The organism is Paraburkholderia sediminicola (assembly GCF_046026895.1).
In the GTDB taxonomy this organism is placed as follows: Bacteria; Pseudomonadota; Gammaproteobacteria; order Burkholderiales; family Burkholderiaceae; genus Paraburkholderia; species Paraburkholderia sediminicola_C.
Map to the genome: position 1 here is coordinate 1 of NZ_JAQQEU010000086.1, position 14843 is coordinate 14843.

The following is a 14843-nucleotide window of genomic DNA, read 5'->3' on the forward strand; positions in this document are numbered from 1 at the left end:
CTTGTCGATGATGTACGGCGCTGAAGGTAGCGTGGTACCGTCCGCGGAAGTGCTGCCCAGACGTAGTTGACCCCTGCTACTGCAGCGTTTCTATAGACTACCCCGCCCGACATCGTCCATACGGCCCCCGCGCTGTCTGTAATCGAACTTGCCGGCGGCATCGCCGTGCCGCTCGCGGATGCAGTACTCGCATGCGCCGTTGCTTTGCTGGTAGCGGCGCCAGTCGTGCCATTGCTACCGTCTTCGTCGCCACCACCGCAGGCCGTCAAAAGATAACTTCCACCAAGGGCCACTAGCCTACCCATCAATTGACTCGTTTTACCATCGCTGATTATTTTCCACTATCGATAAAAAATATCGGAAAAGATACAAATATTTATCTTTAAAGACTTCGAATTAACGAGTCCTGATGGATATGAACTCCAATTTCCCCGATGGCGCCAGTAATGCCATTGTCGAGCTGCGATTCGAGTAGTCTTGCGAATATTTTGGCGTCACATCTTGCTAGCCACCCATCAACTTCTCTTCTTCGGTTCCTGATGTATTGGTCGAGTATTTTACTGGTCATAATCGCCCTCTCTATTTGAAGACGAAGATATGCCGGCTAAGCATTATCGATGGCGTGCGATGCTCAACGAATTTTCAGGAACAGAACGCGGGAATGCGCTTTGCGACCATCGTACCGCCGCGTGACGGGCCGTCCGAGTGCGTTGGCCGCCCACGGGGAAGTGTTGGCCGATTGTGGTGAATATTCGCTGGGCTTTCCACGGCCATTTTTTGGCATCGACGAGTCGTTCGCTAAGTGGCCAGGCTTGAAATCATGACGACATTGCGACCGGGCGCGGCGAGTTGAACGTTTGCGCCGGTTCCCGCGCGACCGAAACCCCGGCGCCTTTTTGCTTTCGCTTCCATACCTCGACCCTGTATCTGGGACCAAGCCTAAAAGAACAATATTCATGATGAGCGGAGGACGCGTTAATGTACCAGCGCCGCGCGGCCGGGTACCCGACCTTCGGTACTCGCGTGCCATGCGGGCGAAACGTGCTTCTACCCATTGATTCAAATTTTCATGGATTCATTATGCTCATCAAGAATGTTGCAGTCAGTCTGCCGTCCAAAGTCGTTACGAACGAAGAAGTTATCGATATGATTCGCTTCCATTCCAAGGAATACGAAGGCGACATCGACCGGGGTATGCGCACCATCAAGACGCTGCTCGACCGAAGCGGGCTGATCAACCGGCGCTGGTGCGAAAGCCATGAGGCGCCCATTGATCACGTAGCAATGGCGACGCGCAAGGCGTTATCGGAATCGTATCTGCGGCCGGAACATATCGAGCTATTTATCTATGTCGGCATCGGCAGGGGATTTCTGGAGCCGGGCAACAGCCATATGATGGCCAGCGCACTGGGGTTCGTGAATGCCGAATGCTTCGACGTCGTCGATGCCTGCATGAGCTGGACACGCGCGATGTCGATTATCGACAGTCTCTTCAAGTCCGGTCAGTACAGAAACGCTATGATTGTGAACGCCGAGTTCAATATGCTGGCCGGCGGCCCACTCTTTCCGGCCAATTTTGCGCTGAAGAATTCGGCTCAAATCGAATATACGTTGCCGTCGTTTACGATCGGCGAGGCGGCCACTGCCACGCTGCTTGTTGCGAAGGAGCCAGATAACTTCAGTTTCGCTTTCCGCGCGCGCCCGGAGATATCGGACCTGTGCACCATTCCGATTCCGGGCTACGAAGGGTTTTGCCACCCGTCGGATCGGATCGGAAAGAATGGCGACATGCGTTTTACATCATTCGGTCATGATCTTCACAAGAATTCCGACGAGCTGACCGCTGTGATGGAGAAACTGCCGGTGCCGAAGAAAGAGATCGACATCGTCTTTACGCACGCATCGTCGAAGGCGGCGTGGCATGGCTTTGGAGCAAAGGCGGGGATCGAGGACAAGATGTATCACATCTACCCGGAAACCGGTAATCTCGTGTCGGCGTCGATCCCGGCTGCCATTTCCATGGCCAAGGAAAGCGGGCAGCTGAAGAGAGGCGACAGGGTGGTGTGCTGGGTGGGCAGCGCCGGCATGTCGTTCAACGTTAGCAGCTTCAAATTCTGACGCTGAGCAAGCAAAGAAAAAGCACAAATGAAAGCCATTTCAGGGGGCATCCGCTATCTCAACCGGGTGGTTTTCGACGCCGCCAAGGTATCGGACTACAGTGTGTTGGCGGTTGGCGTGATCGGTACGATCGGGCATCCGGTGTACTGGCTGTGGTGGACGTTCGTCGATCCTCAGCCCAACGAAAACCTGTTGATGCGCGTGATCGGCACAGCCGCCTGCGCGCTTCTGCTTTTGCGCCGTTACTGGCCCGTTTCGGTGGCGCGCTTCCTGCCGTGGTATTACTTCGCGACGGTAGCCTATACGCTACCGTTCTTTTTCACTTATTACCTGTTGGCCAGCTACTATTCGGTGCTCTGGTCGATGTCCGAGCTGGGGATGATCTTTTTCCTGATCGCCATTTTTCCGTCGTTTGCCGCGTTGTCGCTGAATCTGTTGTTGGGAATCGGTTTTGCGATCCTGTGCGCGAAGATCGTTATTCCGCAGTCCGTCTACGTGGATGCCCATCTGTTTCTCTACACCTATTTGCCGGTGTTCACGTTCGGCATATTTGCCGGCCTCACGTTCAGCTATAGCAACCTGAAGGGGATCGTCGCGCAGGCAAGAAACGGCGCGCTGCGCGCGCTCGCCGGCTCGATCGCGCATGAAATGCGCAATCCGCTCAGCCAGCTGAGGCTCGTGCTGGATCGCGTGGAAGAGGCGCTGCCCGCCACGGCGGATGGCCGCACGCCGCCGGCCCTGCCGCACGACAGAACGGCGTCGCTTTACCGGCATCTCGCGCATGGCCAGTTGTCGATCGAGCGCGGCCTGCGCATCATCGCGATGACACTGGATGAAGTGAGCGCGAAACCCATTCCGTCGGACCGTCTCGTCTATCTGAGCGCGGCGGCCGCCACGCGTAAGGCGCTGGACGAATACGGCTTCGCCGACCCGCAGGAGCGCGCCAAGGTCCGGCTCGCGGTGCTCGAAGACTTTACATTCAAGGTCGACGAAACCGTCTATCTGTTCACACTGTTCAATCTGATCAAGAACGCGCTTCATCATATTGCCGCGCATCCTTCGGCGACGCTTACGCTCACGGTCGACCGGCAAACGGTGCTGGTCCACGACACCGGTCCGGGCATTGCGCCCGACATTCTGCCGCATCTGTTCGAGCCTTTCCGCACCACGGGCAATTCGGCGGGAACAGGGCTAGGCCTCGCCTACTGCCAGCGCGCGATGCATGCGTTCGGCGGCACGATCGGCTGCCGCTCGGAAGTCGGCAAATTCACGCGGTTCACGCTGCAATTTCCTGTCATCCTGGAGCGCGAGGTGGCGGACCATGAGCAGAAGATCATCGGGCGCGCCACGCCATTTTTCAGCGGCAAACGCATTCTCGTCGTGGACGACGATGCTGCTCTGCGGACCAGAACCCGCCGCGAGTTGTCGAAGGTCGGCGCGGACGTGAGCGAAGCGGAGAACGGCGAGGCGGCGTTGAGCGTGCTGCAGCAGTCGGCGCGCTTCGACCTCGTGCTGATGGACATCAACATGCCGATTCTGGACGGCTACAGCGCCGCCGAAAGAATTCGCGCCGACCGTCAATCGTCGAACTGGAACGTGCTGATCGCCGCCTATACGGCGGAGCCCGGCAACGTGACCCGCGCGCTCGCCCGGCGCGCCGGCATGGACGACCTGATCAGCAAATCCTGCGGCGTGGTGGAATTGATCACCACGCTCGAGACGCTCTTCGAAAACGGCAACCGCCATCTTCACAGCGAGCGCTTCGAAGGGTTCGCCGGCAAGACGATCGTCGTCGCGGACGACGACACCTACAGCCGGCTGGTTGCCAAAGGTTATCTGGAGCGATGCGGCGCGACCGTCATCGAGGCCGAGCACGGGCCGGCGGTGCTGGCGAAGCTGGAGGAGGGCCAAGCGATTGACGCGATCGTGATGGACATGAATATGCCGGGAATCGGCGGCGTGGAAACCACCACGCTGATTCGCGCGCGTGCGGACTCGTATGCCGAAGTCCCCATCGTTGCATTGACCAGCCACGCCGACATGGATGCCGTGCAGGCATGTCTAGGCGCGGGCATGAACGAGGTCATGCTCAAGCCCGTTCAGGTCGGCTCGTTCTACGCCGGCCTGGCAAGACAGTTTGCACGGCAGCGCGCATTGCATTCGCCGGCGCAGGCCGAGGCGGCACGGACATCCGCTGTGCAAGCGGCCAGGTCCGAGCCGGTCAACGAAGCACCGCTGCTCGACGAGAAGCACCTCGAAGAACTGGTCGCGCTCGATTTGCTGGACCAGACATTCCTCAACGGTATCGAGCAGATTCGCTCGACCGTCGCACGCCTCGCGGCCAGCGTGGCGGTTCGCGATCTCGAAGCGACGCACGCGGCGTTGCATGTTTTGCTGGGCGTCAGCGGCAATATTGGCGCAATGGCGCTGCATCAGTTCGTGCGGCAGATCTATCCGCGTGTGGTGGAAGGCGAATGGCCTGCGCAGGCCGACTGGCTGGCGCGAATCTGCTCGTTGAGCGACCAGTCGGCGCCCGCGCTACGCACGTATTTCGATTCGGCGAACGCGCGTGGCGATCATCGGGACGTGCTGAAGGATTGACGGCCGCTTGAGGGTAGCGGCTGAGCTTTCTTCCCGCTCAAAACAGTTCGTCGGGCACATCCGCTTCCATCGCGCAATCGCCCTTCAGCGCGGGTGGATTCTGCCTCTCGGCGCAGCGCCGGCGCACCCACTCACCGAGGCGCGCCTGAAACGCCTTGCGATGCGCCGTATCCAGCGCTGCATAGCGTTCGAACTGTCCGTGCGTGAACGCGAGCGTGACGACACAGCGCGCGTCGAGCGAACTGTCGCGGTGCGATTCCACGACCCACGAAACCTGAATAAAAAGACGGGTTCCTTCGTCATAGCTGCTGACGGCCGGCGCTTTCGGCGATTCGAAAATTTCGGCAAGCGCGACTTCTATTTCCTCGACGCGTTGTTCCAGTTCTGACTCATTCATCGGTGTCTCCAGCAAGCAAGGGCTTTCGGAGCCGACCCAAGCAACATGCGTTCCCTGTTGCGCGACCAAATGCCGTGCAAGCCGGATGGGCGCCGGGCATGGCTGATGCGGCGTCAACTGGGTGCCGGGCGGCGCGCAAGGTCGATATTGCGCAATTGGACGATTGGGTCACAGGGAGACGGAGATACGTCATGGATCAGATCCTGAAAAAGGCACTCGTCGCGTTTTCAATGATCGCGTTGGCGGCCGCTGCCTCGGGCTGCCGGCGCGCGGACAACAACGGCAACGATGCGATGAGTGCTGGGAGCAGCGGCGTCATGAGCAATTCGGCGGGGGTCAACGGCACGCCGGGCAGCAGCGACGCGGCGAATCGCGCGAACAGTGCCGCCGGCGCGGCCGCTAGCGGCACGAACGCGGCGAGCAGCGAGGCGCCCGTTGTGAGTACGCCGGCAAGCGCGGCGAGTCAGTAGGCGCGGACTGCGTGATGTGTCGAACGCATTGCGTTGGGTTTCCTCGGGAACGCCGGCGCCACGTCCGGCAGAAGCAAACGCCGTCTGCTACTTGCATCGACCGCGTTACTCCCGTTGAGCATCGCCGAGGAAGCCCGGCAGACCGATCGCGGCGACGCTTCGCGCCAGCTTGATCGCCTCGCGCAGCGAGCGCGCAAACGCTTCGTCGTCGGACGGCAGGGGCAGTATGCTGCGAAACAGGTCAGCCCAGCGGAACTCTTCCAGCGGCACAGTGGTTTTCTCGAATGCCCCTGCGTCGCGTGCGAAAGCCGCGAGGCTTCGGTATTCATCGTTGCCCAGTTCCCAGACGTGGCGAGGCATGTCCGTAAAGCTCACGCGCCTGCCCTGCGCATCGTAGGGATACGTCCAGCGCCGGTCTTCCATTGTCAGCCAGAACTCCTGGAATGAGAGCGACGAAAGATCTTCCTGAAGCACGACTGGCACCGCAGCAATTCGTAGCGCATGCAGCGCGGCGACTATATGGTGATGGTCGGTTACATAGGGTTTCGCTTGCGGGCCCAGCACGACGGGCACCGGCTTTTCGGCAATTGCCATCTGCAGGTCGTGTTCTGACAGGCTTCGGTATTGCTCGATCTTTTTCGCGACCTCGCGCATGCCGTGCGTCATTTGTGTCGGTCGCAATTGTTCGAGGGCGATTTGCTTCATGACGTGCTCCCCCAGATGGACCTCGACCGGCGACGCCGGCGAGATGCGTTTGCGTTGTTTGTATCCTGGCCGCAATCGCTTGCTGCATCCCTAGCAAACCCTATTCCCAACGGCCATGCTACGGCCCACTTCGATCACGGCGGCCGCCGTTAGGAATGCCGCTTGCACGCCCCACCGATTGAAATGGCCGCGTTCACGTCGCAATTTCGCACTCTAGTCCCCGGTCCTTTCAAGGAGGCAACAAATGAGTCAGATGTTTGCTTATCGCATCCACACGTTCGGCGGCCCGGATGTCCTGGAGCGGGAGAAGATTGATGTGCCCGAGCCGGCCAGTCACGAAGTACTGGTTCGCGTGCGAACTGCTAGCGCCAATCCAGTCGATCTGAAGACGCGCGCGGGACAGTATCCGCTGATAGGGGAAGACCAATTGCCCTATACATTAGGGCGAGATTTTGCTGGCGTGGTGAAAGCTGTCGGTAAGGACGTCGCGCGGTGGAAGCCGGGTGACGAAGTCTATGGTTTCGTCGGACAGGGGCAGGGTGCGTATGCCGAGTTCGTGGTCGTCGAGGCCAATGCGCTGGCGCGCCGTCCGGCGAAAGCCGACTGGACGGTGGCGGGTGCAGTACCGCTCGCCGCATTGACCGCATGGCAAGGGCTTTTCGAGCACGGTCGCCTGGATGCCGGCGAGCGCGTGCTGATTCATGCGGGCGCGGGCGGCGTCGGGCATTTAGCGGTGCAGTTCGCGAAGACAATGGGGGCGCAAGTGTTCGTCACGGCATCGGGCGACGGCGTGGAGTTCGTGCGGCGACTCGGCGCCGATCACGTGATCGACTACTCGACGCAAAGATTCGAAGACGCCGCGCCCGATATGGACCTGGTGTTCGATCTGGTCGGCGGCCAAACGCAACAGCGGTCGTGGGCCGTGGTGAAGACAGGTGGCGCGTTGATCTCCACGCTCGCCGAGCCTTCTCAGATCGAGGCGACGAACCGCGGCGCACGTGCTGCGCGCTATACCGCGCGGCCCGACGGAGCGCAACTGGCGGAAATTGCGCGCTTGATCGACCAGGGCCAGGTCGACGTGAAAGTGACGGCAACCTATCCATTCGACGCCGCGCCCGAAGCATTGGCGACGCTGGAGAAAGGGCACGTGCGCGGCAAGATCGTGATTGCCGTGGCGGCCGCGTAGCGCGGATCGCGAGCGCGATTACACCGGCCGATTTGCGCATTTGGCACGCCGCATGCTACGAATTTTTGTAGCAGCCGCGCTGTCGCGTGGTTGCTTCTTTGATAAGGAGAGCATCATGCCGCTGAAGAAAGGAACGTCGAAGGACACCGTGTCTCACAACATCAAGACTGAGACGAAACATGGCAAGCCGCACAAGCAGGCTGTAGCGATCGCATTGAATCAGGCGCGCAAGTCGGGCGCGAAGATTCCCAAGAAAAGCGAGAAGTAGCGGCCCGGCCAAGAGAGTGTGATGGAAGCCACTGGCGAACACATCGAAGAAACCGGCGGATGTGCGTGCGGTGCGGTGCGCTTTCGTGTCAACGCGCGACCGAGGCGCGTGTCCATTTGCCATTGCATGACCTGCCGCCGAATACACGGCAATGTGTTGGGCGGTTACGCCATGTTCGCGCGCAATACTGTGGAGCTTTCCGGCCGCACGCAAGCTTGGCAGAGTTCGCCCGGCGCACGAAGGCATTTTTGCCCGACGTGCGGGTCCGTCGCATTCATGGAATACGTGGGAAGCGACGAACTGGACCTGCCGCTGGGTGCGTTCGACCGCGTGGGTATTTATGAGCCGACCTACGAACTGTGGTGTTGCCACAAGGAGCCCTGGCTGCCCGCGGGTGTGCGCACCGAATATGACAGGGACAGGCTCAGGTAGTGCGCGGGGGGAACGCTATTTGCTGCGTGTGGAAAGCAACCGGCGTAACCGGAAAAAGGAGTCGATATGACGGACACGAAGCAATCCAATACGCAGGCTGGCAATCCGAAGAATGCAGGCAAGGAGCAAGGCCAGCAACAGCAGAACCAGCAGAAGACGCCGCAGCATCAAGGCGGTCAACGGCAGCCGTGATGGATGTTTATCGCGTGTATGCCGCTGACGTTGTAACCGGCGCTCACTCGCGAGGGTGGGCGCCGGCGAATCACTCTCGAGAATCGTCGCGGGACAAGAACCCTATTCCGCTGGATGCCACTCGCCGCTCATAGCCTCCACGGCGATTGACGGCAAGCGTTGCAGGGATGCCAACCATGGCCGATGAGAAAGCCGATAAACCCCCGCGTACCCACAGCAGCAAGGCCACCAGTTCAGACATCGAGCGCGACCAGCAACCGGTGAAACTGGCGGACTGCCGCCGTTGCGCGCTGTGGCGCGACGCCACACAGCCAGTGGGCGGCGAAGGGCCGCGTAACGCGTCGATCATGCTGGTCGGTGAACAGCCGGGCGATGCGGAAGACCTGCAAGGCCGGCCTTTTGTCGGACCCGCCGGCGCACTGCTCGACAAAGCACTCGAAGAAGCGGGCCTGGAGCGTGCCGACGTCTACGTCACGAACGCAGTCAAGCATTTCAAGTGGACGCCGCGCGGCAAGCGTCGCATGCACAAAACGCCGGCGCAAAGAGAAATTGCAGCGTGTGAATACTGGCTCGAACAGGAATTTCAGCAGGTCGAAGCGCGCGTGATAGTCGCATTGGGCGCTACCGCGCTTAAAGCCGTGCTGGACGATGCGCACTCGCGGTTACAGGATGCGCTCGGCAAAACGATCGAGCACGGCGAACACCTCGTCGTCGCAACCTATCATCCTTCGTTCGCCTTGCGTGCGCCGGACCCCGAAACCCGCCGGCGCGTCTATGAGACGATCGTCGAATCACTCCAGACAGCGCACCAACTCAGCCGTCAACACAAAGGGCCCAAGTGATTTCAAACACATGCACTCCCCCGCATGTGCAGCAAACACGCGTCACTTGTGAATTGCCGACCTCAACTGGCGGACGTCCCGGTCCGACACCGGAGCCGCATGGTTTCCCCATGTATTCCTGATGAAGCTCACCACCTGCGCGATTTCCGTCGAAGTGAGCTGGTCGTTGAACGCCGGCATCTTCTGCGGTTTCGGCTGATCGCTCGTAGTCGGGCTCTCGCTGCCTTCAATCACGATTCGCACGACCGAAGTCGCGTCGGCTGCCATCACGAGGGAGTTGCCGGCGAGCGCAGGGGCTTTGCCGGGCTCGCCGATGCCGTCGGCGCGATGACATCGCGCGCAGAACGATAGATAGACCCCGGCGCCGGGACGCTCGACCTCGCCTGTGTCGATTGCCCGCGCGGTCAGGGTGCGCGCGTGTTCATTGTTATCGAACGTGCCGCTCACGCCTCGTGCCGGCAGCGACTTCAGGTAGGTCGCGATCGCGCGCAAATCGGCGTCGTTCAGATACTGCGTGCTTTCCTCGACAACCGGCGCCATCGCGCCGAACGCGGTGGCGCGTCCTCCGTGTCCGGCGCCAAGAAACGTTGCAATGTCCTCTTGCGACCAGCGCCCCAGGCCGCTCGCCGGATCGCCGGTCAGATTGGGCGCAAACCAGTGATCGTTGATGCCGCCGGTCAGGTAGTGTTCGCTGCGTTCGTCGTAGCCCAATTCGTTGTAGGCGGGACCGCGTGGGGTGTGGCACGCGCCGCAATGTCCGGGGCCTTGCACGAGATAGGCGCCGCGGTTCCATTCGGCGCTATGGTGCGAATCGGCGACGTAACGCTCGCGGTTGCCGAACAGATGGCTCCAGAAGTACATCGCCCAGCGCTGGTTGAATGGAAAGGGCAATCTGGTGACGGGCGCACGGTTCGTCGACGCTGTGACGCCGTGCATGAAGTAGGCGTACAGCGACGTCACATCCGCATCGCTCAGTTTTGCGAACGACGGGTACGGCATCGCCGGGTAGAGCCACTTCTCTTGCGGCGTCTTGCCGACGCGAAGCGTGTCGGCGAATTGCTGCAACGTATAGCGGCCAATGCCGAAGGTGGGATCAGGCGTGATATTGCCCGCATAGATCGGCCCGAACGGCGAATTGACGGGCAGGCCCCCCGCGTAGGGCGTTTGGTCCGCCGCGTCGTGACAGGCGGCGCAATCGGCTGCCTTGGCGAGATATTCGCCGCGCGCAATCTGCGCTGCGTCCATTGCGACCGGCGAGTCTCGCGTGACGCCGGCGAACCCGTCCGGGGCGCGCTCGCGTTTGCAACCGCCTAGCACGCTGACTGCACAGCTGACCAGGAGTAAGCGTACTGCGAATGATCGGGCGCGCTTCGCTTTCATGTCGTCACTACCCTGCGCTGCACGGATCGACGAACAACGGCGCGAGCCAGATGAAGATCACGCCGACCAGAAATCCCGTGCCGACCAGCGCACTGCACAGCGCGATGAAGCGCACTCTGACCGCGTCGTCCGCGCGAAGCTGTTCGGTCGTGCGCAGCGCTTCATGACGATGCGGGTGCGGTTCAGCGGAGCGGCCGTCGCGTCGCGCCAGCAGGAACCCGTACCACGCGAAGCCGGCGCAAGGGGCGGCCACGGCCACCGCGACTGCCGAAATCGCGAAGATCCACGTAGTGAAGCCGCTCCACAACGGTGCGGCGCGCGGCGCGCTGACGCCATAGCAGGCGGTCGCGGACAGCACTTCGGAGACGATTACCTGCAGCAGCCAGATGCCCGGTGTTCCGAACAGACCCGCGAGCGCGCAGCCCGCCAATAGCTTGCGACGCGTTGCGAACGGTTGAGAAGACGCGAGACCTGATTCAGGCATGGCTAGCGCCCCCTCAGGATGAACGGCGAAAGGTACAGCGTGGTGAAGATGAACAGCCAGACCACATCCACGAAATGCCAGTACAGACCGCCGATCGTGATCGGCGCCGTACGTCGTTCGTCGAGATAGCCGAGCGCGATCCACAGCGTCATCACGACGAGCACGACCAGGCCGACGACGACGTGCGCCATGTGAAAACCGGTGATCGTGAAATAGAGCGAGCCGTAAAGATGCGCGGTCAATCCATAGGGATGATCCTTCCATTCCTTCATCTGGATCAGCAGAAAGACGATCCCGAGCGCGACAGCAATCAGCATCGCGGCGATCGCCGTGAGCTTGCGGCGCTTCCTGACGAACCGCTCCGCGAGCCACACGAACACGCTGCTAAGCAGCAGAAAGCCTGTGTTGAGCGCACCGATGCCGACCTTCGGCATCCCTCCGGGCGGCCACGCGAGATGGGTTTGCGCGCCCAGATAGAGATAGCTGAAGATCAGATAGCCGAACAGACAGGCTTCGGTTGCAACCAGCGTCAGTACGCCCCACCAGCCGCCCGAGTGTTCGCCCGCGCTGCCCACCGGCAGCGTTGCGTCCGCGTCTTGCGTGGCGAGGCTGGGTCGCGCGCTCGCGGGCGGCGGTTCGCGTTGTGCGAGCGAACGGCGCGGCCACAGCCATACGACGATCGCCGCCGCGCAAGCCGCTGTCATCGCCAGCACGAATGCGGGACTGCGCACGAGCAGGCCGACGAAGAACAGCGCGCTAAACAAGCCGAGAAAGAATGGCGTGAAGGTGTCCTCGGGCATCTTCAGAATGACATCGGCGCTGCCGCTCAGCGGCGACACCCCGAGTGTCTCGCGGCCGCGGTGCAGCAAGTAACCGGTGGTCAGGCTCGAACGCTGGCCGCCTTCATCGAGGCGGTCTTCCCATAGCGGATGGCGCGACGCGATCATGGGTAGCACGGCAAAGTTGTACGGCGGCGGCGGGGACGAAACGGACCATTCTAGGCCCGCGCCATCCCATGGGTTCGCACCGGCACGCGCGCCACGCCAGGCGGAAATCAGCGCGTTTGCGACGAACATCAGCACGCCGGCGCCGAACACGAACGAGCCGACGGTAGTCACCATGTTGCTGAGATCCCAGCCCATCCCTTCGGGATAGGTGTAGATGCGCCGCGGCATGCCGAGCAGCCCGGAGATGTGCATCGGGAAGAAGCCGACGTTAAAGCCGATCAGCACGACCCAGAAAGTCAGCTTGCCGAAGCGCTCGTTCATCAGCCGGCCGGTGAATTTCGGAAACCAGTAGGTGATGCCGCCCAGCACGGGGAACACGTTGATGCCGAGCAGCACGTAATGGAGATGCGCGACCACGAAATAGGTATCGGTGAGTTGCCAGTCGAGCGGAACGGCGGCGGTCATCACGCCGGAAACGCCTCCGACGACGAACATCAGCACAAAGCCCGCGAAGTACAGAAACGGCGTTTTGAAAACGGGGCGGCCCAGCCAGATCGTGGCGATCCATGCGAACACGGCCACTGCGCTGGGCACCGAAATCAGCATGCTGGCCGCGCCGAAAATGGCGAGCGCGAGCGGCGGCAGTCCGGTCGCGAACATGTGATGAATCCACACTTCGAAGCCGACCAGCATGGTGGCCACCGTTGACACGGCGAGCGCCGCATACGCGACAATCGGGCGCCGGCAGAAGGTGGGCAGCGCGTCCGACACGATGCCCATCGCCGGCAGCACGATCACGTAGACCCACGGGTGCGCGAACATCCAGAACAGGTGCTGCCAGAGCATGGGCCGGCCGTCGCTCGACACATCGAAGAAATGGGTGCCGACGTTGCGGTCCATCCATAACATGAAGAACGCGAGGCTGACCGAGGGCACGGCGAACAGGTTGGCGAACGAGGCCGTCAGGGTGCCCCACACGATGATCGGCAGACGGTTGATCGACATGCCGTCGGCACGCATCCTGAACAGCGTCACGACGAAGTTCGCCGCGCCCACCGTGGTCGAGATGCCGAGCAGCACCATGCCGAGCGCGTACACGTCGATGTTGGGGCCGCGATTGTATTCGAGTGACGCGAACGGAACGTAGTTGAACCAGCCGGCGTTGGGCGCTTCCCCGAGCGGAAAGCTGACGTATAGAAAAAGGCCCGCGAACAGGAACACCCAATACGAAAGCGCGTTCAGGCGCGGAAACGCCATATCGCGCGAGCCGAGCATCAACGGCCACAGGTAATTGGAAAAGCCGCTGAGCACGGGCAGCGCATACAGGAAAATCATCGTCACGCCGTGCATCGTGAAGAGCTGGTTGTATTGATCCGGCGTCAGCAGCGATTCATTGGGCCGGGCCAGTTGCAGCCGCATGATCAACGCTTCGACTCCGCCGAGCAACAGAAAGCAGAATGCCGTGACGATGTAGCGCAGCCCGATCTGCTTGTGATCGACGGTCGAGAGCCAACCGCGCCAGCCAGGCTCGCTTTCCCATAGGTCACGCAGGCGGCGCTCCGCGGCGGAACCCTCCGGCACTTCGCCGACTTCCGGTTCGCGGCGGAACGTGATGGTCGGTACTGCGGCCAGATCCTCGTTTCCAGTGGCAGGCATCATGGGGTCCCGTCAGTTGAGCGTCGCGAGATAGGCCGCAAGGTCGCGGCTGTCATTCGGACTGAGCTTGATATCCGGCATCAGCGACTGCGGTTTGATCTCCTGAGCGTGCGCAATCCATTCCATCATGTTTTGAGGTGTATTCGTCAGCGTTCCGGCGGCGATCAGGCGACGGGCCAGCAGGTGGGTGAGGTCGGGCGCCTGCACGCCGGCCGCGTTGCTGCCGCGCACCGCATGACAACCCGCGCACCGCTCCACGAACACATGCTGGCCGCGAGTTGCGTCGACGGTCGCGGGCAGCGTGGCGGGCCGTGCCTGCGCGTCGTACCAGTTCGCATAGTCTTGCGGGTTCTGCGCGACCACCTCGAATGCCATGTGCGCGTGTTGAGCGCCGCAGTACTGCGTGCACTGTCCGCGATAGACGCCCGGCTTGTCGGCCTCGATCCATTGCCGATTCACCTGGCCTGGAATGGTTTGGGTTTTCCCGGCCAGGGACGGCACCCAGAACGCGTGAATGACATCGGCGCTTTTCAGCTCCACCAGCACCGGTTCGCCGACGGGAATGTGAATTTCGTTCGCGGTGGAAAAGCGCTGCGGACTGCCTTCGCCGTAGTCCGCTTTCCACCACCAGTCATACGCGGTCACGGTGATGGTCAGTGCGGGCTCGCGTGATGGCGAGGCGACCACGGCGAGGACCCACAGCATGTAAATCAGCGCCGCAAGTAGAAGCATGGTCGAGATGACGGTGCCGGCCAACACGGCGCGCCCGCCGCCGCGCTCCGTCATTCGATGTCCGGTTGCGCCGCGCCTGTGAAATACCGCGGTCATCAACAGGATGCCCACGATCACGCACACGCCGACGCATAGCGCGGCGAGGCTCCAACCGAGCACGAGCACGGGCCGCGCGGCGGGGCCGGCACTATGCAGGAAGTAGGCGAGTGGGGTGTTTTCCGGCATCCAGGCGCCCGCTCCTCATGGGTATCTCGCGCGTGCGGCGAGCGTCGCGCCGTAAGGAACGAAAAGGGCGGACAAGACCGGGAGCCTGGGACACACGGCAGCAGCGGACTCGTGCCAATGCCAACGCATGCGCTCACTCCTAAGCGGGGTCAGTTGGAAACGGGCGAGGGCGAGTAGACGTATCACAACATGCTACAAATACGCGACC

The 14843-nt window shown here is 61.6% G+C and carries 13 protein-coding genes and 1 pseudogene; 8 read left to right on the forward strand and 6 right to left on the reverse strand.

Going from position 1 to position 14843, the window contains the following annotated elements; genetic code table 11:
* The first annotated feature begins 1080 nt into the window (after positions 1–1080).
* Positions 1081–2118, forward strand: coding sequence for a 3-oxoacyl-[acyl-carrier-protein] synthase III C-terminal domain-containing protein (locus tag PQR02_RS34330; protein ID WP_408242197.1), 1038 nt, complete (start codon positions 1081–1083; stop codon positions 2116–2118).
* Between the two features lie 27 nt (positions 2119–2145).
* Positions 2146–4719 carry an ATP-binding response regulator gene (locus PQR02_RS34335; protein ID WP_408242199.1) on the forward strand — a complete coding sequence of 858 codons (2574 nt, stop codon included), beginning with the start codon at positions 2146–2148 and terminating at the stop codon, positions 4717–4719.
* A 37-nt stretch (positions 4720–4756) separates the two neighbouring features.
* On the opposite strand, the gene PQR02_RS34340 is transcribed toward PQR02_RS34335, so the two are convergent.
* Positions 4757–5116 carry a DUF3022 domain-containing protein gene (locus PQR02_RS34340; protein ID WP_408242201.1) on the reverse strand — a complete coding sequence of 120 codons (360 nt, stop codon included), beginning with the start codon at positions 5114–5116 and terminating at the stop codon, positions 4757–4759.
* 191 nt (positions 5117–5307) lie between these two features.
* Here PQR02_RS34340 and PQR02_RS34345 point away from each other — a divergent pair, with 191 nt between their 5' ends.
* Positions 5308–5586, forward strand: a complete 279-nt coding sequence (locus PQR02_RS34345) for a hypothetical protein (RefSeq protein WP_408242203.1) — start codon at positions 5308–5310, stop codon at positions 5584–5586.
* A 105-nt stretch (positions 5587–5691) separates the two neighbouring features.
* Here the strand turns inward: PQR02_RS34345 and PQR02_RS34350 are convergent, their stop codons facing one another.
* Positions 5692–6291 (reverse strand): ParB-like protein, encoded by a 600-nt coding sequence (locus tag PQR02_RS34350; protein ID WP_408242205.1) that lies wholly within the window; start codon positions 6289–6291, stop codon positions 5692–5694.
* Positions 6292–6535: 244 nt separating this feature from the next.
* Here PQR02_RS34350 and PQR02_RS34355 point away from each other — a divergent pair, with 244 nt between their 5' ends.
* The 5 genes from PQR02_RS34355 (at position 6536) to PQR02_RS34375 (ending at position 9211) form a co-directional block, all read left to right on the forward strand.
* Positions 6536–7477 (forward strand): NADP-dependent oxidoreductase, encoded by a 942-nt coding sequence (locus tag PQR02_RS34355; protein ID WP_408242207.1) that lies wholly within the window; start codon positions 6536–6538, stop codon positions 7475–7477.
* 115 nt (positions 7478–7592) lie between these two features.
* Positions 7593–7745: a DUF6496 domain-containing protein gene (locus PQR02_RS34360; protein ID WP_408242209.1), complete on the forward strand. Its 153-nt coding sequence runs from the start codon at positions 7593–7595 to the stop codon at positions 7743–7745.
* A gap of 21 nt (positions 7746–7766) precedes the next feature.
* Positions 7767–8177 carry a GFA family protein gene (locus PQR02_RS34365; protein ID WP_408242211.1) on the forward strand — a complete coding sequence of 137 codons (411 nt, stop codon included), beginning with the start codon at positions 7767–7769 and terminating at the stop codon, positions 8175–8177.
* Between the two features lie 66 nt (positions 8178–8243).
* Positions 8244–8369: a hypothetical protein gene (locus PQR02_RS34370; protein ID WP_408242213.1), complete on the forward strand. Its 126-nt coding sequence runs from the start codon at positions 8244–8246 to the stop codon at positions 8367–8369.
* 176 nt (positions 8370–8545) lie between these two features.
* On the forward strand, positions 8546–9211 hold the full coding sequence (locus PQR02_RS34375) for a UdgX family uracil-DNA binding protein (protein WP_408242215.1): 666 nt from the start codon (positions 8546–8548) through the stop codon (positions 9209–9211).
* Between the two features lie 42 nt (positions 9212–9253).
* On the opposite strand, the gene PQR02_RS34380 is transcribed toward PQR02_RS34375, so the two are convergent.
* From PQR02_RS34380 to coxB, 4 genes and pseudogenes are all read right to left on the reverse strand, one after another.
* The gene (locus PQR02_RS34380; RefSeq protein ID WP_408242217.1) at positions 9254–10591 is read right to left on the reverse strand and encodes a c-type cytochrome; all 1338 of its coding nucleotides are present in this window, start codon (positions 10589–10591) and stop codon (positions 9254–9256) included.
* A gap of 7 nt (positions 10592–10598) precedes the next feature.
* Complete coding sequence (locus tag PQR02_RS34385) at positions 10599–11075, reverse strand: hypothetical protein (protein WP_408242219.1); 477 nt, start codon at positions 11073–11075, stop codon at positions 10599–10601.
* Positions 11076–11077: 2 nt separating this feature from the next.
* Positions 11078–13678, reverse strand: a complete 2601-nt coding sequence (gene ctaD, locus PQR02_RS34390; RefSeq protein ID WP_408242221.1) for a cytochrome c oxidase subunit I — start codon at positions 13676–13678, stop codon at positions 11078–11080.
* 12 nt (positions 13679–13690) lie between these two features.
* Positions 13691–14647, reverse strand: a pseudogene (gene coxB, locus PQR02_RS34395) (cytochrome c oxidase subunit II); the annotation flags it as partial.
* Positions 14648–14843: the final 196 nt, after the last annotated feature.

Excerpts from the sequence above, each read along its gene's own strand:
- PQR02_RS34330 (WP_408242197.1), top strand. The coding sequence starts at position 1,081 with ATGCTCATCAAGAATGTTGCAGTCAGTCTGCCGTCCAAAGTCGTTACG.
- PQR02_RS34335 (WP_408242199.1), top strand. The coding sequence starts at position 2,146 with ATGAAAGCCATTTCAGGGGGCATCCGCTATCTCAACCGGGTGGTTTTC.
- PQR02_RS34340 (WP_408242201.1), bottom strand. The coding sequence starts at position 5,116 with ATGAATGAGTCAGAACTGGAACAACGCGTCGAGGAAATAGAAGTCGCG.
- PQR02_RS34345 (WP_408242203.1), top strand. The coding sequence starts at position 5,308 with ATGGATCAGATCCTGAAAAAGGCACTCGTCGCGTTTTCAATGATCGCG.
- PQR02_RS34350 (WP_408242205.1), bottom strand. The coding sequence starts at position 6,291 with ATGAAGCAAATCGCCCTCGAACAATTGCGACCGACACAAATGACGCAC.
- PQR02_RS34355 (WP_408242207.1), top strand. The coding sequence starts at position 6,536 with ATGAGTCAGATGTTTGCTTATCGCATCCACACGTTCGGCGGCCCGGAT.
- PQR02_RS34360 (WP_408242209.1), top strand. The coding sequence starts at position 7,593 with ATGCCGCTGAAGAAAGGAACGTCGAAGGACACCGTGTCTCACAACATC.
- PQR02_RS34365 (WP_408242211.1), top strand. The coding sequence starts at position 7,767 with ATGGAAGCCACTGGCGAACACATCGAAGAAACCGGCGGATGTGCGTGC.
- PQR02_RS34370 (WP_408242213.1), top strand. The coding sequence starts at position 8,244 with ATGACGGACACGAAGCAATCCAATACGCAGGCTGGCAATCCGAAGAAT.
- PQR02_RS34375 (WP_408242215.1), top strand. The coding sequence starts at position 8,546 with ATGGCCGATGAGAAAGCCGATAAACCCCCGCGTACCCACAGCAGCAAG.
- PQR02_RS34380 (WP_408242217.1), bottom strand. The coding sequence starts at position 10,591 with ATGAAAGCGAAGCGCGCCCGATCATTCGCAGTACGCTTACTCCTGGTC.
- PQR02_RS34385 (WP_408242219.1), bottom strand. The coding sequence starts at position 11,075 with ATGCCTGAATCAGGTCTCGCGTCTTCTCAACCGTTCGCAACGCGTCGC.
- ctaD (WP_408242221.1), bottom strand. The coding sequence starts at position 13,678 with ATGCCTGCCACTGGAAACGAGGATCTGGCCGCAGTACCGACCATCACG.